Here is a 21,617-nt window from a genome sequence, read left to right as displayed (position 1 = left end):
ATGACCGAATTCATCCCGCCCGGCACGCGTTTCCATCCGCTGCCCTCGCCCTTCCCGATGAAACGCGGTGGCGCCCTGCACGGTGCGCGCATCGCCTACGAAACCTGGGGCCGGCTCAACGCCGCCGGCGACAACGCGATCCTGATCGTCACCGGCCTGTCGCCGGACGCGCACGCCGCGCGCAACGAAGGCAACGGCGAGGAAGGCTGGTGGGAGGCGATGCTCGGGCCGGGCAAGCCGATCGACACCGATCGCTGGTTCGTGATCTGCGTGAACTCGCTGGGAAGCTGCAAGGGTTCGACCGGTCCAGCCTCGATCAATCCGGCCAGCGGCGAACTCTACCGGCTGGATTTCCCGGAACTGTCGATCGAGGACGGCGCCAATGCCGCCCATGCGGTGGTGCAGGCACTGGGCATCGGGCAACTGGCCTGCATCATCGGCAATTCGATGGGTGGCATGACCGCGCTGGCCTACCTGCTGCTGCATCCCGGCAGCGTGCGCGCGCACATCAACATCTCCGGCAGCGCCCAGGCCCTGCCGTTCTCCATCGCCATCCGTTCCCTGCAACGCGAGGCGATTCGCCTGGACCCGGCATGGAACCAGGGCCACTACGACGACGAGCGCTATCCCGAATCCGGCATGCGCATGGCCCGCAAACTGGGCGTCATCACCTATCGCTCGGCGCTGGAATGGGACGGCCGCTTCGGCCGGGTACGGCTGGAATCGGACCGCCCGGACGAGGATCCGTTCGGGCTGGAATTCCAGGTGGAAAGCTATCTGGAAGGCCATGCGCGCCGGTTCGTGCGCCGTTTCGACCCCAACTGCTACCTCTACCTGAGCCGTTCGATGGATTGGTTCGACCTGGCCGAGTACGCCGGCGGCGACGTGATGCGGGGCCTGGCCCGGATCCGGGTGGAGCGGGCGCTGGCGATCGGCGCGGTGACCGACATCCTGTTCCCCCTCCAGCAGCAGGAACAGATTGCCCAGGGGCTGGCACGGGGCGGCGCGCAAGCCGACTTCGTGCCGCTGGAATCGCCGCAGGGCCATGACGCCTTCCTGGTGGATTTCGCCCGGTTCGGCCCGGCGGTCGCGGGTTTCCTGGCCGATCTCTGAGCCGCCGCCATACCGTCGCGACCGGGACCCGCCCGGACTAGAATGGCGGCACCACTATTCCCGGGTGCCTTCCATGTCCCTCGATTTTCCCGGCCACGATCGGCTGGTCGCCACGCTCGACGCCGCCGTCGCGCTGGGCGACGATCGCGCCATCACCGATGCGCTGCGCAAGTCGCTGTGCGAACTGATCCGCGACGAATCGGTCGCCCTGCCCGGCTGCGTGCTGGAGCCCATCGCCGACCACTACGCGCGGCGCGAGCTGTACACCAGCCCCGAGTACGGCTACAGCGTCATCGCCATGACCTGGGGTCCGGGCCAGGGCACCAAGATCCATGACCACTCCGGCATGTGGTGCGTGGAAGGCGTCTGGCGTGGCCGCCTGGAAATCACCCAGTACGAGCTGGCCGAACACGACGAGGAGCGCTACCGCTTCGTCGCCGCCGGCACCATCGAGGCCGGCACCGGCTCGGCCGGCAGCCTGATTCCGCCCCACGAGTACCACACCATCCGCAACCCCAGCGACGACGCCATCGCCGTGTCCCTGCACGTCTACCAGCGCACCATGGTCCGCTGCGGCATCTACACGCCGGAGGCCGACGCCAGCGGCGCGGAAGGCTGGCAGCGCCGCGGCGAGCGCCTGCTCGGCACCGACCGCGTGGTCTGACGGGCTGTCGGGGCCCGCTGGCCTCGGCTATACTCGCTCCCCTTGCCGAAGTGGCGGAATGGTAGACGCAGCGGACTCAAAATCCGCCGCCCTTAAAAGCGTGTGGGTTCGAGTCCCACCTTCGGCACCAGACCCGGAAGAGGCCCGACGAAAGTTGGGCCTTTTTTTTGTCCCCGATTTGGACCGGTCGAAAATTGATGTTGGGAAAGTGGCCAAAGGTATGCTATACCTGAATCGTCACAGTACGAGCAGAACAGATGCGCGTCATTCATGCCAAATGGCAGTTGACAAACGGGGAGCGCATTCATGTCAGACCCAACTCAATCAGCCCTTCGGGACGCCCAGCCAACCTTCCGGTACCGCCAGTGAGCAACTCGACCGATTTCCGTGGCACCGTTTCTTCCCGCTCCGTGAGTTCCAGCGCATTCATGCGCACCCGCCGCAACGTCGAACTGTGCAAACGGGGCGAGATGCGGGCCGAACGCTTCCTGGACGCCGCCACCGAGGTCTTTGCCGAAAAAGGCTACCAGCACGCCAAGCTGAGCGAGATCGTCGCCCGCGCCGGCGGCTCCCTGGCCACCCTGTACCGGATCTTCGGCGACAAGGAAGGGTTGGCCTACGCCATCCTGGAACGCCGCCTGGAGAACCATGTCGGCATCCTCAACGACATGAACTTCTCCGACCTGCCGCCGGAGCAAGCGCTGCGCGAAGTCGCCATCCGCATCGCCGATTCGATGGTCAAGGCGGAATCGCGGGTGGTCTACCGCATCGTGATTGGCGAGGGCGAGTCGTTCCCCGCCCTGCGCGACTGGTTCTTCGAGCATGCCGTGGCCGAGACCCGCGGCATCCTGACCCGTTTCTTCCAGCAGGAAATGGACAACGGCCACCTGAAGCTGGCCTCGGCCGAGGCGGCCGCCACCCAGTTCTACATGATGATGTTCGGCAACCTGATCATCCGGGTCGCCAGCGGCTATCTGGACAAGCTCGATCCCGCCTCGCTGCGCGAGCAGGCCGTGGCCAACGTCGACCTGTTCCTGCAGGGTGCGTTGCCGCGCGGATAATCCCGTGGCTGTCCCGGTGATCCAGGTGGTGCCGGCATCCCCTTCGCGATGGACCTGAAGAGCGGTTATCCCTACTGGGCCATCAAGAATGGCCTGCTGTCTCCCTTTCCCGCGCTGGCCGGCAATCTCGCCTGCGAGGTCGCGGTCATCGGAGGCGGCATCACCGGCGCGCTGATCGCCGATCACCTGCAGGCGGCCGGGCATGAGGTCGCGGTCATCGAGCAGGGCGAAATCGGCTGGGGCAGCACCGCCGCCAGCACCGCCCTGCTCCAGTACGAAATCGACACCCCTCTGCTCGATCTCGCGAATCGGGTGGGCGCGCAAGACGCCGCCCTGGCCTATCTGGCGTGCGCGCAGGCGCTGGATCAGCTGCGCGGCCTGGCCGCCGGGCTCCGCGACGTCGGGTTCGCGTGGACGGACAGCCTGTACCTGGCGACCCGGCGGCGGGAGTGCGACGGATTGGCGCAGGAAGCCGCGGCCAGGCATCGGTTGGGCCTTCGGATCGACTATCTGGGTTCGGGTGCGCTGGCCGAACGGTTCGGGATATCGCGGCCCGGCGCACTGCTGAGCCATCAGGCCGCCCGTGTGGATCCCTACCGCATGGCCCATCGCCTGCTCCAGCGCCTGCAGGCACGCGGCGCCAGCGTCCACGGGCACACTCCGATCGTCGAGCTCCAGCCGCAGGCACGCTCGGTCCGGGTGCGGACCGGGCATGGCGACTGGGTGCGTGCCCGCCACGCCATCCTCGCCACCGGCTATGCGGCTCAGCAGTGGCTGCGCGAGCGCGTGGCGCGCAACCACAGCAGCTACGCCTTCGTCAGCGATCCGATCACGCCCGAAGCCCTTGGCTTTCTCGAACGCACCGTGCTGTGGGAAACCGCCCGTCCCTACCTGTACCTGCGCACGACGCCGGATCACCGGCTCATCGTCGGCGGCGAGGATGATCGCATCGACATCCCGGCGCGCCGGGATGCACGGGTGATGAAGAAGGCGCGCGCGCTCAGCCGCAAGCTGGGCAAACTGCTGCCGCATCTCCAATGCGCGCCCGCTTTCGCCTGGGCGGGCACCTTCGCCGAAACCGAGGACGGCCTGCCGTTTTTCGGCCCGCATCCGCAGTACGGCCCGCGCGTGCATTTCGCGATGGCCTACGGCGGAAACGGCATTACCTACAGCCGGATTGGCGCCGACCTGCTGCTGGCCGCCATCGAACGGCGTCGGCATCCGCTGGCGGAGTTGTTCTCCTTTGCTCGCCTCGCGCGATCCTGATCCGATTTCATCCGGCGACGACGCCACCGCGCGTAGGTTCGAACCTCCCATCCCGGAGCATTCCAATGCCACGTGGAGAGAAGAGCGCCTACAGCGATCGGCAGAAGCGCAAGGCCGAGCACATCGAGGAAAGCGAGCGCGAGCAGGGTCGTTCCGAAGAGGACGCCGAGCGTATCGCCTGGGCCACGGTCAACAAGCAGGAAGGCGGAGGCGCGAAAAAGAAGAGCGCCCGCAAGACCACCAGGAAGGTCGCAAAGAAAACCACGCGGAAGGCGCCTCGCAAGGCCGCGAAGAAAGCCACAAAGAAGTCGGCGAAGAAGGCCACGAAGAAGGCTGCGAAGAAGACCGCACGCAAGGCGGCCGGGAAAACCACGAAAAAAGCGGCCAAGAAAGCACCTCGCAAGGGCACCAGGAAAGCGGCCCGGAAGGTGGCAAAGAAGGCGGCAAGGAAGTCCACCCGCAAGACGGCGAAGAAAACGGCAAGCAAATCCGCGCGGAAAAGTCCCCGCAAGGCCGCGAAGAAAACCACCCGCCATTCGAATGGACGTACCCGCGGGGATTGAATGCTTCCGCCCCGGGAACGGCAAGGAGCGTCCGTTCGCCGCATCGCGATACCGGCCCCTTCGCATTCCCGCAGGAAGCCGCGACCACCCAAACCGGCGTGGGGAACTATCGCTTCGGGGCTTCTCCGCCCGGCCACCAGCCGCGACCGGTCAGCGCGTAGCGGTCGGCGGCGCGTTCGAACGGATTGCGCACGCTGACCCCGCCGCACAGCAGGTAGATTGGCAGGAACAGTGGCCCCAGCACCATGTACTGGAACACGTGCGCGCGTTCGTGGTCGCCCAGCCTGATCGGCGGATGTTCGCGATGGCCGGCGCGCTGCTCGTAGGTGATGCAGGCGGAATCGAGGCTGTCGCCCGTATGCAGGATGGTGTTGCCGAAAGTGATCGCGCCACCCGGCCCCCAGGGCCAGTGGTGGAACACCAGCGCGCAGTCACGCCGGCTCCAGCGCGCGCGCGCGCCGAACGCCAGTCCCAGGCTCCCCGCCAGCAGGCCGACCAGCGTGTTCGGCAAGGCCCAGAGCATGCCCAGCCCGCGCAACGCGGGCAGCCAGACGGGCGTTCGCGCCCGCTCGTTCAATCCGCCTCGTTGGGCATCAGCAGCCACAGGATGAGATAGACCAGGATGCCGGGGAACGCGGCCGAGGCGATCGAGACAATCACGAACACGGCGCGCAGCAGCGTGGCATTCCAGCCGAACCGGTGCGCGATGCCGCCCATCACGCCGGCGAGCATGCGGTCGTTCAGGGACCGGGCCAATGGCTTGGACGCGGTGTTCATGGTGATCGGCTCCCCACAGTCGTCGCGGCCAGTCTAGCGCTCAGCGCGGCGGCGCACCTGAACCACGCAGCGCCTTCAACCGTGCCAGGAACCAGGCGCCCGCGTCGACCTCGGGCTGGCCGGGACACCGCACCCGGTAGGCGCGTCCGCTCATGCTGCTCTTGCTGGCGGCGCGCTCGATGAACTGTTCGGCGGTGTCGACCAGATCCCGCTTCAGCAGGTACTCGTACTTGCGCTGCAGGTGCGCGCGCGCGTCGGCCCGTCCATACCACTTGCCGTTGCGCTGGAACTCGCACGCGGAGTTGGACAGTCCATCCATCAACTGGGTGATCTCGCGCCGGGCCTGCTCGCCAGGCGCCGCCGACACGGTCATTGCCTGCGAGGCCAGGCCGATGCCGCACACGAATGAAAGAAGAATGCCCTTGCGCATGTTGATGTCCCGCACTCAGTCCAGGCCGCGCAGCCTAAGCGACCGTCGGTTAACCGGCCGCAACCGCGGGCGGCATGCGGCCGCCAGCGGCCCCCGCCTCGTACTTACGTGCGCTGCGCCAGCCACTGGTGGATCGCGCCGGGCACCTCGCGCTGCGCGCGGCTGGAGACGTAGATGCCGATGTGGCCACCCTTGAAACTCAGTTCCGTATAGTCCTCGGTGCCGACCAGATCCCGCAGCGCGCGCGACGCGTTCGGCGGCACCAGGTGATCCTGTTCGGCGTAGATGTTCAGCACCGGCATGTCGACGTCGCCCAGATGAACTTCCTCGCCATCGATATCGATGCCGCCATTGACGAAGCCGTTGCCCTGGTAGAACTGCTTGATGAACTGGCGGAACGCCTCGCCGGCCAGATCCGGTGAATCGAAGATCCACTTCTCCATCCGCAGGAAATCCTCCAGGCCCTTGCGATCGTCCAGTACGTCGACCAGGCCGACGTACTTCTGCAGGTTCAACCGGAACGGCTTCAGCATCAGGTAGCAGGCATTCATCATGTCGGCCGGCACGTTGCCGATCGCATCGACGAACAGATCCACGTCCATCTCGCGGGTCCAGTGCGAGAGCATGTTGTCCGGGGTGTGGAAATCCACCGGCGTCACCATGGTGATCAGGTTGCGCACCCGCTCCGGATGCAACGCCGAATAGCACAGCGAGAACGCGCCGCCCTGGCAGATGCCCAGCACGTTGATTGCCGGGAGGCCGTGCTGCCGGCACAGGTGCTCCACCGCGCCGTCAATGAAGCGGTTGATGTAGTCGCCCAGGGTCAGGAAGCGGTCCGAACGATCCGGATAGCCCCAATCCAGCACGTAGACGTCTTCGCCCAGCGCCAGCAATCCCTTCACCAGCGAGCGATCCTCCTGGAGATCGACCATGTAGGGACGGTTGACCAGCGCGTAGACGATCAGCAGCGGCACTTTCGCGGTGGGCGCCTTGGGACCGACGAACCGGTACAGCACCGCGCGGCCGTCACGCCAGATTTCCTGACGCGGGGTGGCGCCGTAGTCGACATCCTCCACCTGCGGCAGGGTCTTCAACCCGGCGGCGAGCTTCTGCTGCGCCTGCAACGTTTCCTGCGCGAGTTCGTCGACGCTGATGTTCAGGGGACCGTTCACTTGCGTCCTCCCTGCCCGCGCTTGCCCTTGCCGCGTCCGGCGGTGGCGCCGCCGTCATGGGCGTTGCGCGCCACCCAGTCCTTCATCGACACCACTTCGCCGTCACCGCCACGCGCGGAACGGACCGGAGCCTTCTCCGCCGACTTTGCCGCCTTTGCGGTGCCGGACGGCTTCGCCGGTTTCGCTGGCTTCACCGCCTTGGCCGGCTTCGTGCCGGCGGCGGTGCGGGAGATCTTCGCGCCCGTCGCGGTTGCCGCCCGCGGGACGCTGGCAGGTTTCGCATCGCCACGCGGTTTCGCCGGACGCGTCGCGCGCGCGGCCGGGGCATCCTGTCCTCGGCGTCCTTCACCGCCGGCACGCGATGCCTGCCGGCGCGCGGGCTGCGCGGCGTCGCGCGGATCCAGCACGTCGTCCCGGCGGCTCATCCGGCGCAATTGGCGTTCGAGTTCGGCGATCTTGCGGTGCGCCGAATCCACCTCGGTGCGGCCGGGCATGCCCAGGGCCACGCAGATCTGCTCGATTTCCGTCTGCACGCCCAGGCGCAGGCGCATCTGGGTGTTGGTGAGGTGGCCATAGACGTGGCGGAATTCCGGTGACAGCGCCACTTCCGCATAGGCCTGTTCGGCGGCGTCGATCCACAGGTCGAACAATGCACGCGCGCTGGTGATCTGCTGGCCGGGCTCGGCACGCGCATCGAGCAGCGATTCGAACCGTTCGAACGCCAGCCCCGCGACCTTCAGCATCACCCGCTCGTATTCGCCGAGGGCCTGCTGGTAGTCCTGCTGGGCCTGCGCCAGCGCCTGCCAGCGCTCCTGGTGTTCACGCGCGGGTCCGAACGCGGGCAGATGCAGCCAGCGCTCGTTCTCGCGGCGCAGGTTGTCCATGTACGGCGAAACCTGCCGGTACCAGTGTTCGAACCCGCCCGCCCCGCCGCCCTGCAGGCCACGGAAGAAATCCATCCATGGCCCCTGCCCGGCATCCATGCCCAACGCCTGCTTCCAGGCCGCGGTCACGTCGCCGGCACCGGCGTTCTGGCCCGCGAACCGCGCGGCCACCTGCTGCATGAGCCCGTACCAGTCGCCGCTCTGCTGGCGGAACCGGTGCAAGGCATCCTCGGCCGGACCTCGGCCGCCGGGCATCAGCCGGCTCCACCAGTCCAGCGCCTGCGTCCAGGCGGGCGCCGGTGCCGGCGCGGCCGCGCCGGAAGCCTGTCGCAGGGCGTCGCCCCACAGATTCCAGAACTGGCGGGCCATCGCTTCGAAGTCGCCCGCGCCCGGTGGTGCATGCTCGGCCATAAATCCTCCTGTGCCCCGATTCTAGCCGCGCGCGGCGACGCGCGGGTGACGGTCAGGGCTTGGGGATGCGCAGGGTCTTGCTGATCATCAGCGTGCCGGACACGGCATACAGCAGCACCAGCGGATGCAGCAGCCACGGCCCCAACCGCCAGCCGCCGAGCCACAGCGCCTCGCCGATGTGGCCCAGATAGGCCGCCACCGCCAGCACCATCACCAGCACCAGGCTGGTCGGAATCGGCGTGCCTTCGAAGTACTTCACCTTGTCGTCGTCACCCGCCAGCGACTCGGCGGTGACGTTGTAGCGCGCCAGCCGGCTGACGCCGCAGGCGACGAAATACGACAGCACCAGCCAGTCCCAGCCGCCCTGCATGCCGCAGGCGTAAGCGAGCGCGGCCGGGGCGACGCCGAAGGAAATCACGTCGGCCAGCGAATCCAGTTCGCGCCCCAGCACCGACGCCTGCTTGCGCCAGCGCGCCACCCGGCCGTCCAGGGCATCGAAAATGAAAGCCAGGGGAATCAGCGCCATGCCGATCATCAGATCGCGGATCACCCCGTCCTGGAGGAAGCGCATCGCCGCGAAGATCGCACCGGTGCCGCAGAACGCGTTGCCCAGCGTGAACCAGTCCGCAAGCTGGAAATCGCGAAGCATCGAAAAATGGCGGGACACGGAAACACCCGGAAATGGCCAGCCGACAGGTTAGCCCAATCGCGCTGGAGACGGTGTCCTGGCCATCGTCGCGCCCCGCCGGAACCGGGCGGAATCGCGGACGCCCGATGTCAGGGCGACGACGGCAGCGCCAATTGCGCGGCGTCGAGCCGGCCGGCACCGCGGCCACGGGCCTCGATGACCCGGTCCATGGGTGCGCCCGCCCGCCCGTCCAACCGCGCCGACACCTGGTCCAGCGCGGCATACACGTGCGGCAGCAGCGGCGCATAGCGGGCCGCATACGCCGGCAGTGCCAGGAACCCGTCGAAATGCTGTGCGTTGCGGACCTGCCAGTACGCCACCTCGCGGCCGGCCGCCTTCGCCTGCGCCATGTAGGGCGCGCTGCTGAAGGCTGGCGGTACCAGGCCGTCGTCGCTGCCGTGCACCACGATCACCGGCAGCCCCGCGCGCGGCGGCGCCGCGCGCAGTTCGGCGATACCGCGCTGCACGCGCCGTGCCGCCTCGTCCTGGCCGTCGTTGAGCGCGCGCAGGCATTGCAGGCCCGGCAGGGTGAAATCGGGCGCGGCCAGGCGGGTGTCGACGATGCCTACGCCGGCACCCGGTGGAATCCCGCTGCCGTCGGACCACCACGCCGCGCGCTCGCTGGCGGTGGTGGCGCGCGCGCTGAAATCGGGATTCAGCGCCGCGAAGGAGAATCCGCAGGGATGCGCGCCGACGCCATGGCGCCCATAGGCGGAGGCGTAGGTGACCGCGATTGCGCGCCATAGATCGAAACCCACGCTCAGCGCGCCGGCGGTCAGTGCGGAGTCGGTCCAGCCGTGTTCGCGCAGCTTCGCGTGGGCCGAGCGCGCCTGCGCGGCCACGTCGGCGCCTTCGATCAGGCCGGCCGCCTTCAGCGAGGCGCAGCGCGTCTGCCACAGCGGTTCGGCGTGCGCGCGCAGCGGCGGTTGCGGCAGGCTGTCGGCCGGCAGCGCGAGCAATGCGCACGGCATCAGCAGCGCCGCTTCGGTGGTGTAGTCGTACAGCGAACGTGCGCCGGGACCGTCCGTGTGGATGTTGGGCTCGCCGGCCACCACCGCGTCCAGCCAGTCGCCGTCCAGTTCGGCGGCACGCAGCACCGCACCGCCGCCATTGGAGATGCCGACCGCGATCACCCGGGTGTTGTCGAAACGGAACGGCGCGGCCTGCGGAAACGCGCGATCCAGCGCGGCCAGGGCGAAGTCCGCGGCCTGCTTCACATGCCGCCCCCAATCGGCCTCGGGATTGTCCTGCGAATGGGCGTGCTTGACCGCCACGCCCGCGGCGCCGACCGGGGCATCGTGGACGAACGCCAGCGGTTCGCCCAGCGCGCCGCCGCTGCCGTCCTCGCGCATGCCGCTCTGCGTGTCCAGATCGAAATAGTCGGTACCGGCGCCCTTGTCGGTGTAGGCGACTGCGCAGCCCTTCGGCAGGCCCCAGGCGCCGGCCACCGCGATGGCGCCGTAGACGCCGCGCGAACCCGACGAGGCGGTGACCACCACGCAGCGCCGCTTCAGATCGAAACCGTCGGGCACCTGCACCAGTACGCGATGCGGCTGCTTCGCGCCGGGCAGTGTCGCCAACGCGCTGTACTCGCGTCCGGGCACCGCGGCGGTGCTGCCGTAGACCTCGCCGTAACCGCCGGTGGCGGACAGATCGGCGATGCCGCGCCAGTTGTTCCAGAGTGCGCGCCGGCGCAGTTCCGCCGGGGTCGGGCGGGCGGCATCGGCGAAGGCCGGCGGGGTCATCGCCTGCAGGCCGGCCAGGCCCAGGCCGGCGGTCAGCAGATCGTCGCTGCCGCGGTGCTCGGTGACGCGCTGCGGTTCGATCACGGTCTCGTGGGTCATGGTTCGGGTCGGGGAACTGCCGCAGGCGGCCAGCGCCATGGTCAGGGCGGCGGCCAGAGCGATACGCGCCATCGGGAGAATTCCAGGTCCGGGTGATACGACCAAACTAGTCGTCGCGGCGCGGCCCGTCATCGTACTTTGGTACCACGGGGACCGCCGCCATCGGCTGCTAACCTAGCACTTTCAGGAGGTTCCCCCATGCAGACCCTTTCAATCCTCGTCACCGGCGCGGCCAGCGGCATCGGCGCCGGCGTCGCCAGCCGGCTGGCCGAAGCCGGCCACCACCTCATCATCAGCGATCTGGACCCGGCCGCCGCCGAGACCGTCGCCGCCGGCATCCGCGCCGCCGGCGGTTCGGCCGAGTCGGTGGCGCTGGACGTGACCTCCGACGACAGCGTCGCCGCCGCGCTGGCCGCGATCTCCCGGCCAGTCGATGTGCTGGTCAACAACGCGGGCCTGCAGCATGTCTCGCCGCTGGAGGAATTTCCGCTGGGCAAATGGGATTTCCTGATCCAGGTGATGCTGGTCGGCGTGGCGCGGCTGACCCGCGCGGTCCTGCCGGGCATGCGCCAGCGCGGATTCGGCCGCATCGTCAACATCGGCAGCATCCACGCGCTGGTCGCCAGCCCGTACAAGAGCGCCTACGTCGCCGCCAAGCACGGCCTGGTCGGCTTCTCCAAGGTGATCGCGCTGGAAACCGCCGACACCGACATCACCATCAACACGGTCTGCCCCAGCTACGTGAAGACCCCGCTGGTGGACAAGCAGATCGCCGACCAGGCGCGCACGCGCGGCATTCCGGAAGCCGAAGTGGTCAGCCAGATCATGCTCAAGCCCATGCCCAAGGGCGTGTTCATCGAAATGGACGAACTGGCCGGCATCACCGCCTTCCTGTGCTCCCCCGCCGCCCGCAACATGACCGGCCAGACCCTGGTCGTGGACGGCGGCTGGACGGTGCAGTGAGAACCGGGATTCGGGAGTCGGGATTGAGGAATCGAAAGAGCGAAGAACTCCGTTCGCCTTGTTTCCGCGCTCGTGGCCAAACGCCTCTACGATTCCCGATTCTCCATTCCCGAATCCCGGCCTCAACCCCATGCCTACCCTGCTGATCGCCGACGACCATCCGCTGTTCCGGGCCGCGCTGCGCGGCGCGGCGGCCGATGCCGTGGCGCGGATGTCGGTGCTGGAGGCCGAATCGCTGGACGGCGTGCTGGCGGCGCTGGACGCGCACGACGACGTGGATCTGGTGTTGCTGGATCTGCACATGCCCGGCAACCACGGGCTGGCCGGGCTGGCGGCGATCCGCGCGCAGTTTCCCGCGGTCGCGGTGATCGTGGTGTCGGCCAACGATGACCCACGGGTGGTCCGGCGCGCGCTGGACCACGGCGCCGCCGGCTACCTGCCCAAGAGCGCGGGGCTGGAGGAACTGCGCGATGCCATCCGCAGCGTGCTTGCCTGCGAGCAATGGCTGCCGCCTGCGCTGCGCGCCACCGTCGCACGCGCGCAGTCCTCGCGCCACGATGCCGAACTGGCCGCGCGCCTGGCCAGCCTGTCGCCGCAGCAGTTCCGGGTGCTGACGCTGGTGGCCGAAGGCCTGTTGAACAAGCAGATCGCCGATCGCCTGGACGTGCAGGAGCGGACGGTCAAGGCGCACCTGTCGGCGATCTTCGATCGCCTGGGCGTGCGCAACCGCACCCAGGCCAGCGTGATCCTGCGTGAACTGGAACTCAGCGACCCCGCCCGCCAGCTCGAGGCGTGAGACGATGATGGCGTGCCAGCCCTGGATGCACGCATGAATGCCGCTTCCGCACCACGCGCCGCCACGATCGACGATGCCACCGAGATTGCCCGCCTGTCGGGGCAGCTGGGCTATCCCGTCGCTGCATCCGCGATGATGGAACGGTTGCGGTGCTTGCTGCCGCGCCAGGATCACTTTATCCGGGTGGTTGCTGACGGGCCTGGCCTGCTTGGCTGGATCGTCGCCGAACGGCGCCTGTCGCTGGAGGCCGGCGACGCCTTCGAAATCACGGGGCTGGTGGTGGATCGTGATGCCCATCGTGGCGGCGTCGGCTCGGCACTGGTCGCCGTGGTCGCGGACTGGGTCCGCCAGCAGGGCGGAGCGCGACTGGTCGTGCGCTCCAACGTGGTCCGCGCGGAATCGCATCCGTTCTACGAGCGCCAGGGGTTCATCCGCATCAAGAGCCAGCACGTCTATCGACGGGATCTCCAGGCACCGTAGGCTTTGGGGCCGGGATTGGGGATTGGGGATTGGGATTGCGTCGCCGGAGTCGGGATTCGGTTCAGTCGGAGATCCCTTCTTCCACGTTGGTAGCAACACCTGCCTCGGCATTCCCGTGAACGCTGGAATCCATTGGGTGCGACCCGGTGTCACGCCCCGGTCCCGGCCTGGTCATTTTTTCGCCATCCATCTTGACAGGTCCATGGCGCAAGGGCCGCGCGGGCTTATCCACATGTTTGTCCGCGAACCATCCACATGCGCTGTGGAAAACCTGAAACATTCGTTTCACGGACGTGAAACGCAATGGTCATTTTTTCGCCAACCTGCTTGACAGCCTTGCCGCGCAAGGCCGGCCGGCGCTTATCCACATGTTTCTCCGGAATCGGTCCACACCGGATGTGGACAACCTCGCCGCATCTTTCCGCGTAATGCGGATGACGCGCCGGCGCGTGGTCAGATGCGCGAGTACTGCCAGGACACCATGCGGCCCTCGCGATACGGCATCACCCCGTGGAACCCGCGCGGATCCGCATCGAACACCAGCGGCAGGAAATGGCGGTCGCCGTCCCACAGCGGCAGATCCAGGATCCGCTCCACCGGAACCCATTCCAGCGCGCCTTCCGGATTGCGCTCGTGCGGCGTCCCCGAATACGCGGTGATCAGGAACACGAAGCCCAGCCAGTCCTCGCCCTGCTTGCCGAAGCCCGGCCAGCTGATGGTGCCGCGCAGCGCCAGCTCATCGCATTCGATGCCGGCCTCCTCGCGGATCTCGCGGCGCATGCCGGCGACCACGTCCTCGTCCGGCTCGATCTTGCCGCCCAGACCGTTGTACTTGCCCAGATGCTGATCGTCGAGCCGCGCATTGCGATGGATGAGCAATACCTGCGAGCGATCCGGCGACAGGACATAACCGAGCGTGGCGACGATGGGGGTATACGGCATGGCGGGAGGTGGGTCGGAAAACCGCCATTCTAGCCGCGCGCGCCGTCCCGCTCCCGGTCAAGCGGAGAAACAAGGCTCACGACACGCCGGCCACGCTGCCCGCACGCGCCGCCAGCAGGCGGTCCAGCACCGACTTCAGCGCCAGCGGGCGCACCGGTTTCGCCAGCAGCGGCAGATCCGCTTCGCGCACCGCGCGGCGGACGGCGTCGGTCTGGTCGGCGGACAGGATCAGGCAGGGACTCGCCTCGAAGCGCGCCGACAAGCGCCGCCATAGCGCCACGCCGGTGTCGCCTGCGTCCAGGTGGAAGTCGAACAGCCACGCATCAGCCGGCGCACGCGCCAGTTGCGCCTCCGCAGCCGAACCATCGGCGGCACAGGCGACCTCGCAGCCCCATCCCAGCAGGGTCTGGCGGAGCGCGTCGAGCGCGGCCGGATCATTGTCCACCGCCAGCACGCGCAGGCCGGCCAGACGGGCGCGCGACGCGCCCGTCGAAACCTGCACCGTGGCCGGCGTCGCGACCATGGGCAGATCGACGGTGAATGCGGACCCGCGTCCCGGCCGACTGCGCAAGCCCAGCGGCGCTTCCAGCAGGCCGGCAATGCGATCGGCGATGGACAGGCCCAGCCCGAGTCCCTGCCCGACCGCTTCCTCGCCACGCCGGAACTCGTCGAAGATCAACCGCCGCTCCGGCTCGCGGATGCCGGGGCCGGTATCGAGCACCTCGATCCGCAAGCGTCCGCGCGCGCCGCGGCGCACGCCCAGCAGCACACCGCCCTGGGCGGTATAGCGGATGGCGTTGGCAAGGAAATTCTGCAGGATCCGCCGCAGCAACTGCGGATCGCTGTGCACCCAGAGGCGCGTTGGCCGGTAACGGAAACGCAGGCCGTGTTCGGCGGCCAGCACGCCGAATTCAGACGCCAGCGGTTCCAGTACCTCGGACAACGGAAAATCGCGCGGCTCCGGCACCAGGCCGCCGGCTTCCAGCCGCGACATGTCGAGCAGGCCGGTCAGCAGATCGGTGGTGGAATCCAGTGCGCCGCGGATCTGCCGCGCCGACTGGCGCGCGCCGTCGTCGGGCAACTGCTGCGCGAGCGCGTCGGTGAACAGGTGGGCGGCATGCAGCGGTTGCAGCAGGTCGTGGCCGATCGCGGTGAGGAATCGGCTCTTGGCGTCGTTGGCGTGCTCGGCTTCGCGCTTGGCGGTTTCCAGCAACGCGGTGCGCTCGGCCACGCGCTGTTCCAGCGTCTCGTTGGCGCGTTTGAGATCGCGCTCGGCGTGGCGCGAGGCGGTGACGTCGGTGTAGGTGGCGACGAAGCCGCCGCCGGGCATCGGATTGCCTCGAATCTCGACGATGCTGCCATCGGGGAACACGCGCTCGGTCAGGTGCGGCGTGCCGGCGCGCATGAACGCGATGCGCCGCTGCAGCGCGCGTTCGTCCTGGCCTCGGTGCGGCATGCGTTGCAACGCCCAGCGGGTCAGGTCGGCGATCGGCCGGCCGACCTGCAGCAGCTCTTGCGGGAATCCGAACATCTGCTCGTAGCGGCGGTTCCACGCCACCAGCCGCTGCTCGCGATCGACCACGCTGATGCCCTGGCTCATGTTGTGCAACGCGGCCTCCAGCACCTGCTGGTTGAAGCGCAGATCCTGCGAGGCCTCGCCGACGATGGCCGCGACGGTATCCAGATCCCGGCTCTCGCGCCGCGCCGCGTCCAGCAGCAGGCGCGCCGACGCAGAACCCAGCACCGCCGACAGTTCGCGTTCCAGCCGCGCCTCCATCGCCGCCGGCACCGGTCCGTTGCGTGGCGCGCCCGCCAGCAGTTCCTCCACCCGCTCGCGCGGGAGGAAACGCCGCCCGGCTTCGCCCAGGGTCTGCCGATCCAGGTTGCGCTGCCGCTGGTGCGGCGCCTCCCGACGCCACGCCATCGCCAGCAGGGTGGCGACCGTGCCGACGAACAGGCTCACGCCCACCGCGCGTCCCAGCGGACTCCAGCCGGTCAGGCCGAACATGCCTTGCGGCGACAGCCAGGCTTGCCCGAACGGCCCTTCCCGCAGCCACTCGGGTGCGCTGCCGGACGCCAACAGCAGGGTCGGCAGCAACAGCACCCAGGCCCAGGCCAGGAAACCGGCGACCACGCCGGCGATCGCCGCGCGCGGCGGCGTCTGCGGGCGCCACACCGCGAACGCCAGCACCGGCGCCAGCGTGGCCAGCGCCGAGAACGACACCGCGCCGACGTCGGCCAGTGCGTCGCTGCCGGTTACCAGCCGGCTGTAGGCCCACGACAGCAGCATGATCACGGCGATGCCGGTGCGGCGCAGGGCGAGCAGTGCACCGCGCTGGTCGCCACCGTCGCGGCGCGACCAGGCGCCGCGCAACAGGCCGGGCGCGAACCAGTGGTTGCCGATCATCAGGCTGAGGGTCAGCGTGCTGACGACCACCATGCCGGTGGCCGCGCTCAGTCCACCGAGGAAGGCGAACAGCGCCAGTCCCTCGTGGCCCTGCGAGAACGGCAGCGCCAGCGCGTACATGTCCGACGGCACCGCGCCGCCCAGCAGCGCCATTCCGGCCCGGGCCAGCGGCAGTCCGGGCAGCGCGATCAGCACCAGGTACAGCGGGAACAGCCAGCGCGCGGTCCACACATGTCGCTCGTCGCGGCATTCGACCACCGCGACGTGGAACTGGTGCGGCAGGATGAACATCGCCAGCGCGCCCAGCAGCACGAATGGCGCGAACCCGCCGGACGGCTGCGGCGGCAGCGGCGCAGGCGGCAGCTCCGGCCATTCGCGCAGGCCGAACCAGACGAAGGCGCCGAGCGCCAGCATCGCCGCCAGCTTGAAGATCGACTCGAACGCCATCGCCAGCACCAGCCCGCGATTGTGCTCGGCCGCGCTGGCCCGGCGGGTGCCGAACAGCATCGCGAACAGCGCCATCGCCAGCGCCACGTACAGACCGCTGTCGCGCCAGAACGGCAACGCCTGGCCCGCCTCGCCGGCCTCCAGGGTGAGCGTGGCGAAACTCATCGCCACCGCCTTCAATTGCAGCGCGATGTAGGGAATCAGGCCCAGCGCGGCGACCAGGGTGACCGTGCCCGCCAGCCAGGCGTCGCGGCCCAGCCGGGTGGCGATCAGATCCGCCAGCGAGGTCGCGTTGGTCTCGCGCGCCAGCCGCACCAGCCGCATCAGGAACGCGACCGCCAGCGCATAGAACAGGATGGCGCCGAGGAAGGTCGGCGGCAGCGGCCAGCCATAACGGGCGGCCTGGGTGACGGTGCCGTAGAAGGTCCACGAGGTGCAGTGCACCGCCAGCGACAGCGCGTAGACATGTTGCCAGTGGCGGGCGAATACGGCCGGACGCCGCTCGCCGTACAGCGCGGTGCCGAACATCAGCGCCAGCCAGGCCAGTCCGGCCAGCGCGACCACCCACAGGCTCAGCATGTGACGACCCGGGCGGTCGGCGGTCCGTCGATGGCTCCGCCGCGATGCGCGCCGGCATCGAAGCCGATCCCGGAAAACACTCGACGCGGCGGAGTACATGCTGGCATCGGCGGAGCATAACGCAGCGGCGGCAGGCTTCCGCCTGCCGCCGCCGTTTTCCCATCGTTTGCCGCCATCGACCTCAGAAGTCGTAGCGCGCGGTCAGCGTGTACTGGCGCGGCGGACCATAGAAGCCGGTCAGCACGCCGTAGGCGCCGATGTTGTAGCCGGTGGTGCGGTATTCCTTGTCCGCCAGGTTGCTGCCCTGCAGCGAGAACGACCAGGCGTCGTTGACCTTCCAGATCACGCCCGCGTTGAGCAGGCCGTAGCCGTCCTGCCTGATCAACGGGCTCAGATCGGTGGTCGGCCACACCTCGCTCTGGTAGGCATAGCCCACCCGCGCGGACAGATTGCCGCCATTGGCCAGATCAGTGCGGTATTCCACGTTCAGCGCACCGGAGAATTCCGGGGCGTTGGTGAACTTCTGCTGGTCGGCGACGTTGACGCCGCGATCCATGTACTCGTCGTACTTGGCGTCCAGCCAGGCGAGGTTGCCGCTGATCAGCCAGTTGACCGTCGGCAGCCACTGGTACTCCACTTCCAGGCCCTGCACCGTGCCCTTGCCGGCGTTGGTGAAGTCGCCGAAAAAGCTCTGCGCGCCGTTCGGCAACGTGTACGAGGTGAACACCGACAGCTGGATGTCCTCGTACTTGTTGTAGAAGTAGGCCAGGTTGAGGAACATGCGCTGATCCAGCAACGACATCTTGCTGCCGATCTCGAAGCTGTCGACCTTCTCGTCGTCGAACGGCTCGCCCGAACGCGGCACCGCGGTGGTGTTGGCGCGGATGTTGTAGCCGCCGGACTTGAATCCGCGCGAGGCCAGGCCGTAGATCATGACGTCGGGCGTGATCTGGTAATCCAGCGAGACCTTGGGCGAGAAGTTCTTGAAATTGACCGTCTTGTCGAAGTTCGCCGCCGTGCCCCATGCCGTGCCGTAGTCCAGCCCGGTGTAGAAGCGATTCAGCGCGATCGCGTGCTTGTCCTCGTCGGTGTAGCGCGCGCCCACGTCCAGCTTGAGCCTGTCGGTCAGGTCGAACGTCCAGTCCGCGTACACCGCGATGCTCTGGGTATTGACCACGCCCTGGGTATCGCCGAACAGCGGGTTGGTCAGCGCGTTCGGCAGGGCCGGGTTCCAGAAGTGGTTGAGCACCTGGCCGCCGGCGTCGCCGTCGAAAGCATAGATGCCCATCACGCCGCGCGCGCGGCCGCCGCCGTCGTAATTGGCCTGTACTTCGTGGCTGACCTGGCTGTCGTTGTAAAACGCGCGCACGTCCACCAGCGTCAGCGGCGTGGTATCGAAGTCGATGTTGGTCTCGGTGTCGGACTCGCGCTTGGCCACGACGTACTTCAGCGCCCAGTCCTCGTTGACCCGCCAGTTGAAGGTGGCCGAGGCGCCCTTCATGGTGGTGTCGTTGACGTTGCGCATCGCGCTGCGGATGTCGTAGCGATCCGAAGTCGGCGGATACGCCGGTGCCAGCGGATTGGCCGCCAGCATCTTGGCGCCGCGCACGCCCGACTGGTCGTCCATCCAGTCGAACGCGAACTGCACGTCGAAGTTGTCGCCGGCATAGGCGCCCAGTTGCAGGCGCGCGGCATTGATTTCCTTGTCGCTGACATCCTGGCGGGTATAGGTGTTCTCGCCGAAACCGTCGCGGTTCATGCTGGCCACCGCCACCCGTCCGCGCAGCCCGCTGTCGGCCCCGCCGAGGGAGCCGCCGATGGCGGCCTTGGCGTCGAGCTGGTTGTAGTTGCCGACGGTGATCGAGGCGAAGCCCTGGGTCTCGGTCGGCAGGCCGCGCGAGACGTACTTGATGGCGCCGCCGATGGTGTTCTTGCCGTACAGGGTGCCCTGCGGACCGCGCAGCACCTCAATGCGCTCGACATCGAACACGTCCAGCAGGGCGCCCTGCGGACGGGCGATGTAGACGTCGTCCAGGTAGATGCCCACGCCCGGATCCACGCCCCACAGGGGATCGGCCTGGCCGATGCCGCGGATGTAGGCGGTGACCGTGCTGGTCGAACCGCGCGCCGCGTAGATGGTCAGGTTGGGCACCTGCGCGTCCAGATCGCCGATGTCGCGGACATTCATCTTGTCCAGGCTCTCGGAAGTGAACGCGGTGACCGCCACCGGCACGTCCTGCAGGGTTTCCTCGCGCTTGCGCGCGGTCACCGTGACCGAATCCAGGGTGGTCGCCCGGCTGGCCGCCTGGCCGCTGCCTGTCCCCGTGTCCTGCGCGAACGCGCAGGGTGCCGACGCCAGCAACACGGTGCCGATCGCCAGGCTCAAATGCTTCCGCTTCATGGATATCCCCTCCTCCCGGGAATGCGTGCGGCGGACGGTTGTCGCCGATGCTGGAGAAGGCTAGAGGCGGACCGGACGGACCGGCATCGTACCTTCGTACAGTGGGCCGCCGCCGGGGCGCTGTCGATACTCCCGCCATCTGTCCGGCCATTGGCGGCCGACCCATCGAACACCGGCGCCGAGGAGCCACGGATGTCTTTCCTGATTGTATTGGCCGCGCTGTGCTTCCTGATGTTCGTGGCCTACCGCGGCTACAGCGTGATCCTGTTCGCGCCGATCGCGGCATTGGGCGCGGTCCTGCTGACCGATCCCTCGCTGGTGGCGCCGATGTTCACCGGCCTGTTCATGGACAAGATGGTCGGCTTCCTCAAGCTGTATTTCCCGGTGTTCCTGCTGGGCGCGGTGTTCGGCAAGCTGATCGAGATCTCCGGCTTCTCCAAGTCGATCGTCGCCGGCACCATCCGGCTGGTCGGCCGGCAGCGGGCGATGCTGTCGATCGTGCTGGTGTGCGCGCTGCTGACCTATGGCGGGGTGTCGCTGTTCGTGGTGGTGTTCGCGGTGTATCCGTTCGCCGCCGAGATGTTCCGCCAGAGCGACATCCCCAAGCGGCTGGTGCCGGGCACCATCGCGCTGGGCGCGTTCACCTTCACCATGGACGCGCTGCCGGGCACGCCGCAGATCCAGAACATCATCCCCACCTCGTTCTTCGGCACCACCGCCTGGGCGGCGCCGGTACTGGGTACGCTGGGCGCGGTGTTCATCCTCATCCTGGGCATGGGCTACCTGGAATGGCGCCGCCGGGTGGCGCAACGCGCTGGCGAAGGCTACGGCGGCGATCTGCGCAACGAACCCGAACCCTTCCGTGGCGATCGCCTGGCGCATCCGCTGATCGCGGTGCTTCCGCTGCTGCTGGTGGGCGTGGCCAATTTCCTGTTCTCGCGCTGGATTCCGGGCTGGTACGGCGAGAGCCAATCGTTCGTGCCGGCGGTGATCGGCAATCCCGCGCCGGTGGTGCAGGAAGTCTCCAAGGTCGCGGCGATCTGGGCCGTGCAGGGCGCGTTGCTGGTCGGCATCGCCAGCGTGCTGCTGTTCGCCTGGAGGCCGGTGTTCACCGGCTTCGCCGAGGGCACCAAGAGCGCCATCGGCGGCGCGCTGCTGGCATCGATGAACACCGCCTCCGAGTACGGCTTCGGCGCGGTCATCGCCGCCCTGCCCGGCTTCCTGGTGGTGGCCAACGCGCTGCAGGCGATTCCCAATCCGCTGGTCAACGAGGCGATCTCGGTGACCGCGCTGGCCGGCATCACCGGCTCGGCCTCCGGTGGCATGAGCATCGCGCTGGCAGCGATGGCCGACAGCTTCATCGCCAACGCCAACGCGGCGGGCATCCCGATGGACGTGCTGCACCGGGTGGCATCGATGGCCTCCGGCGGCATGGACACGCTGCCGCACAACGGCGCGGTCATCACCCTGCTGGCGGTCACCGGCCTGAGCCACCGCCAGTCCTACAAGGACATCTTCGCCATCACCCTGATCAAGACGATGGCGGTGTTCTTCATCATTGCCCTGTTCTACCTGACCGGCTGGATCTGAATCCGGGCGTCACCACGCGGCTGGGCATCGTCGCTTCCTCCCGGTCGACGGACGATTTCCGGGACGCCTGCCGCTGGCCGCGCTTGCGCGGAATGGAAACGAACGAAGGACCGGCGCGCGCCCGCCGTCCCGATGCCAC

19 protein-coding genes and 1 tRNA gene are annotated in these 21,617 nt (G+C 68.2%); 10 read left to right on the top strand and 10 right to left on the bottom strand.

The window, feature by feature from the left end:
- The 6 genes from metX to IQ458_RS08500 all read left to right on the top strand — a co-directional run bounded on the left by metX (nucleotide 1) and on the right by IQ458_RS08500 (nucleotide 4,667).
- The gene (gene metX, locus IQ458_RS08525; protein WP_203322522.1) at nucleotides 1-1,113 is read left to right on the top strand and encodes a homoserine O-acetyltransferase MetX; all 1,113 of its coding nucleotides are present in this window, start codon (nucleotides 1-3) and stop codon (nucleotides 1,111-1,113) included.
- A gap of 73 nt (nucleotides 1,114-1,186) precedes the next feature.
- Nucleotides 1,187-1,777, top strand: a complete 591-nt coding sequence (locus IQ458_RS08520; protein ID WP_203322521.1) for a cysteine dioxygenase family protein — start codon at nucleotides 1,187-1,189, stop codon at nucleotides 1,775-1,777.
- Between the two features lie 44 nt (nucleotides 1,778-1,821).
- Nucleotides 1,822-1,907: transfer RNA gene (locus IQ458_RS08515), tRNA-Leu, on the top strand.
- Nucleotides 1,908-2,205: 298 nt separating this feature from the next.
- The gene (locus tag IQ458_RS08510; protein ID WP_183642265.1) at nucleotides 2,206-2,838 is read left to right on the top strand and encodes a TetR/AcrR family transcriptional regulator; all 633 of its coding nucleotides are present in this window, start codon (nucleotides 2,206-2,208) and stop codon (nucleotides 2,836-2,838) included.
- A gap of 48 nt (nucleotides 2,839-2,886) precedes the next feature.
- Nucleotides 2,887-4,104 (top strand): NAD(P)/FAD-dependent oxidoreductase, encoded by a 1,218-nt coding sequence (locus IQ458_RS08505; RefSeq protein WP_203322520.1) that lies wholly within the window; start codon nucleotides 2,887-2,889, stop codon nucleotides 4,102-4,104.
- 65 nt (nucleotides 4,105-4,169) lie between these two features.
- Nucleotides 4,170-4,667, top strand: a complete 498-nt coding sequence (locus IQ458_RS08500; protein ID WP_203322519.1) for a HupB — start codon at nucleotides 4,170-4,172, stop codon at nucleotides 4,665-4,667.
- Nucleotides 4,668-4,773: 106 nt separating this feature from the next.
- Here IQ458_RS08500 and IQ458_RS08495 read toward each other — a convergent pair whose 3' ends face one another.
- The 7 genes from IQ458_RS08495 to IQ458_RS08465 all read right to left on the bottom strand — a co-directional run bounded on the left by IQ458_RS08495 (nucleotide 4,774) and on the right by IQ458_RS08465 (nucleotide 10,945).
- Nucleotides 4,774-5,190: a hypothetical protein gene (locus IQ458_RS08495; RefSeq protein WP_203322595.1), complete on the bottom strand. Its 417-nt coding sequence runs from the start codon at nucleotides 5,188-5,190 to the stop codon at nucleotides 4,774-4,776.
- 50 nt (nucleotides 5,191-5,240) lie between these two features.
- Complete coding sequence (locus tag IQ458_RS08490; RefSeq protein WP_141453235.1) at nucleotides 5,241-5,444, bottom strand: PspC domain-containing protein; 204 nt, start codon at nucleotides 5,442-5,444, stop codon at nucleotides 5,241-5,243.
- A gap of 40 nt (nucleotides 5,445-5,484) precedes the next feature.
- A complete protein-coding gene (locus IQ458_RS08485) occupies nucleotides 5,485-5,874 on the bottom strand; it encodes a YfeK family protein (protein WP_425504660.1) in 390 nt (129 codons plus the stop codon).
- A gap of 104 nt (nucleotides 5,875-5,978) precedes the next feature.
- A complete protein-coding gene (locus IQ458_RS08480; RefSeq protein ID WP_183642277.1) occupies nucleotides 5,979-7,046 on the bottom strand; it encodes a class III poly(R)-hydroxyalkanoic acid synthase subunit PhaC in 1,068 nt (355 codons plus the stop codon).
- The gene (gene phaE, locus IQ458_RS08475; protein WP_203322518.1) at nucleotides 7,043-8,341 is read right to left on the bottom strand and encodes a class III poly(R)-hydroxyalkanoic acid synthase subunit PhaE; all 1,299 of its coding nucleotides are present in this window, start codon (nucleotides 8,339-8,341) and stop codon (nucleotides 7,043-7,045) included. The genes IQ458_RS08480 and phaE overlap by 4 nt, the downstream gene beginning before the upstream one ends.
- A gap of 52 nt (nucleotides 8,342-8,393) precedes the next feature.
- Nucleotides 8,394-8,990, bottom strand: coding sequence for a CDP-alcohol phosphatidyltransferase family protein (locus IQ458_RS08470; protein WP_183644706.1), 597 nt, complete (start codon nucleotides 8,988-8,990; stop codon nucleotides 8,394-8,396).
- Between the two features lie 128 nt (nucleotides 8,991-9,118).
- Nucleotides 9,119-10,945 carry a 3-hydroxybutyrate oligomer hydrolase family protein gene (locus IQ458_RS08465; protein WP_235996695.1) on the bottom strand — a complete coding sequence of 609 codons (1,827 nt, stop codon included), beginning with the start codon at nucleotides 10,943-10,945 and terminating at the stop codon, nucleotides 9,119-9,121.
- Between the two features lie 126 nt (nucleotides 10,946-11,071).
- On the opposite strand from IQ458_RS08465, the gene IQ458_RS08460 reads away from it, so the two are divergent.
- The 3 genes from IQ458_RS08460 to IQ458_RS08450 all read left to right on the top strand — a co-directional run bounded on the left by IQ458_RS08460 (nucleotide 11,072) and on the right by IQ458_RS08450 (nucleotide 13,112).
- Entirely contained in the window at nucleotides 11,072-11,836 is a 765-nt protein-coding gene (locus IQ458_RS08460) for a 3-hydroxybutyrate dehydrogenase (RefSeq protein WP_192197630.1), read from the top strand.
- A gap of 130 nt (nucleotides 11,837-11,966) precedes the next feature.
- A complete protein-coding gene (locus tag IQ458_RS08455; protein ID WP_183642286.1) occupies nucleotides 11,967-12,632 on the top strand; it encodes a response regulator transcription factor in 666 nt (221 codons plus the stop codon).
- 33 nt (nucleotides 12,633-12,665) lie between these two features.
- Nucleotides 12,666-13,112: a GNAT family N-acetyltransferase gene (locus tag IQ458_RS08450; protein WP_203322517.1), complete on the top strand. Its 447-nt coding sequence runs from the start codon at nucleotides 12,666-12,668 to the stop codon at nucleotides 13,110-13,112.
- Between the two features lie 453 nt (nucleotides 13,113-13,565).
- On the opposite strand, the gene IQ458_RS08445 is transcribed toward IQ458_RS08450, so the two are convergent.
- The 3 genes from IQ458_RS08445 to IQ458_RS08435 all read right to left on the bottom strand — a co-directional run bounded on the left by IQ458_RS08445 (nucleotide 13,566) and on the right by IQ458_RS08435 (nucleotide 19,888).
- A complete protein-coding gene (locus IQ458_RS08445) occupies nucleotides 13,566-14,054 on the bottom strand; it encodes an NUDIX hydrolase (RefSeq protein WP_203322516.1) in 489 nt (162 codons plus the stop codon).
- Nucleotides 14,055-14,130: 76 nt separating this feature from the next.
- Nucleotides 14,131-17,487, bottom strand: a complete 3,357-nt coding sequence (locus IQ458_RS08440) for a hybrid sensor histidine kinase/response regulator (protein ID WP_203322515.1) — start codon at nucleotides 17,485-17,487, stop codon at nucleotides 14,131-14,133.
- A 181-nt stretch (nucleotides 17,488-17,668) separates the two neighbouring features.
- Nucleotides 17,669-19,888, bottom strand: a complete 2,220-nt coding sequence (locus IQ458_RS08435; protein WP_203322514.1) for a TonB-dependent receptor — start codon at nucleotides 19,886-19,888, stop codon at nucleotides 17,669-17,671.
- A gap of 192 nt (nucleotides 19,889-20,080) precedes the next feature.
- On the opposite strand from IQ458_RS08435, the gene IQ458_RS08430 reads away from it, so the two are divergent.
- Nucleotides 20,081-21,478, top strand: coding sequence for a GntP family permease (locus tag IQ458_RS08430; protein ID WP_183642299.1), 1,398 nt, complete (start codon nucleotides 20,081-20,083; stop codon nucleotides 21,476-21,478).
- Nucleotides 21,479-21,617 lie beyond the last annotated feature (139 nt).

The sequence above is a fragment of the Pseudoxanthomonas beigongshangi genome, assembly GCF_016820515.1.
GTDB classification, from domain to species: Bacteria; Pseudomonadota; Gammaproteobacteria; order Xanthomonadales; family Xanthomonadaceae; genus Pseudoxanthomonas_A; species Pseudoxanthomonas_A beigongshangi.
This window is presented reverse-complemented; position numbering and strand designations above follow the sequence as displayed.

What these genes read in the sequence shown, in the direction of transcription:
- metX (WP_203322522.1), top strand. Translation starts at nt 1, where the DNA reads ATGACCGAATTCATCCCGCCCGGCACGCGTTTCCATCCGCTGCCCTCG.
- IQ458_RS08520 (WP_203322521.1), top strand. Translation starts at nt 1,187, where the DNA reads ATGTCCCTCGATTTTCCCGGCCACGATCGGCTGGTCGCCACGCTCGAC.
- IQ458_RS08510 (WP_183642265.1), top strand. Translation starts at nt 2,206, where the DNA reads ATGCGCACCCGCCGCAACGTCGAACTGTGCAAACGGGGCGAGATGCGG.
- IQ458_RS08505 (WP_203322520.1), top strand. Translation starts at nt 2,887, where the DNA reads ATGGACCTGAAGAGCGGTTATCCCTACTGGGCCATCAAGAATGGCCTG.
- IQ458_RS08500 (WP_203322519.1), top strand. Translation starts at nt 4,170, where the DNA reads ATGCCACGTGGAGAGAAGAGCGCCTACAGCGATCGGCAGAAGCGCAAG.
- IQ458_RS08495 (WP_203322595.1), bottom strand. Translation starts at nt 5,190, where the DNA reads ATGCTCTGGGCCTTGCCGAACACGCTGGTCGGCCTGCTGGCGGGGAGC.
- IQ458_RS08490 (WP_141453235.1), bottom strand. Translation starts at nt 5,444, where the DNA reads ATGAACACCGCGTCCAAGCCATTGGCCCGGTCCCTGAACGACCGCATG.
- IQ458_RS08485 (WP_425504660.1), bottom strand. Translation starts at nt 5,874, where the DNA reads ATGCGCAAGGGCATTCTTCTTTCATTCGTGTGCGGCATCGGCCTGGCC.
- phaE (WP_203322518.1), bottom strand. Translation starts at nt 8,341, where the DNA reads ATGGCCGAGCATGCACCACCGGGCGCGGGCGACTTCGAAGCGATGGCC.
- IQ458_RS08470 (WP_183644706.1), bottom strand. Translation starts at nt 8,990, where the DNA reads ATGCTTCGCGATTTCCAGCTTGCGGACTGGTTCACGCTGGGCAACGCG.
- IQ458_RS08465 (WP_235996695.1), bottom strand. Translation starts at nt 10,945, where the DNA reads ATGGCGCGTATCGCTCTGGCCGCCGCCCTGACCATGGCGCTGGCCGCC.
- IQ458_RS08460 (WP_192197630.1), top strand. Translation starts at nt 11,072, where the DNA reads ATGCAGACCCTTTCAATCCTCGTCACCGGCGCGGCCAGCGGCATCGGC.
- IQ458_RS08455 (WP_183642286.1), top strand. Translation starts at nt 11,967, where the DNA reads ATGCCTACCCTGCTGATCGCCGACGACCATCCGCTGTTCCGGGCCGCG.
- IQ458_RS08450 (WP_203322517.1), top strand. Translation starts at nt 12,666, where the DNA reads ATGAATGCCGCTTCCGCACCACGCGCCGCCACGATCGACGATGCCACC.
- IQ458_RS08445 (WP_203322516.1), bottom strand. Translation starts at nt 14,054, where the DNA reads ATGCCGTATACCCCCATCGTCGCCACGCTCGGTTATGTCCTGTCGCCG.
- IQ458_RS08440 (WP_203322515.1), bottom strand. Translation starts at nt 17,487, where the DNA reads ATGCTGAGCCTGTGGGTGGTCGCGCTGGCCGGACTGGCCTGGCTGGCG.
- IQ458_RS08435 (WP_203322514.1), bottom strand. Translation starts at nt 19,888, where the DNA reads ATGAAGCGGAAGCATTTGAGCCTGGCGATCGGCACCGTGTTGCTGGCG.
- IQ458_RS08430 (WP_183642299.1), top strand. Translation starts at nt 20,081, where the DNA reads ATGTCTTTCCTGATTGTATTGGCCGCGCTGTGCTTCCTGATGTTCGTG.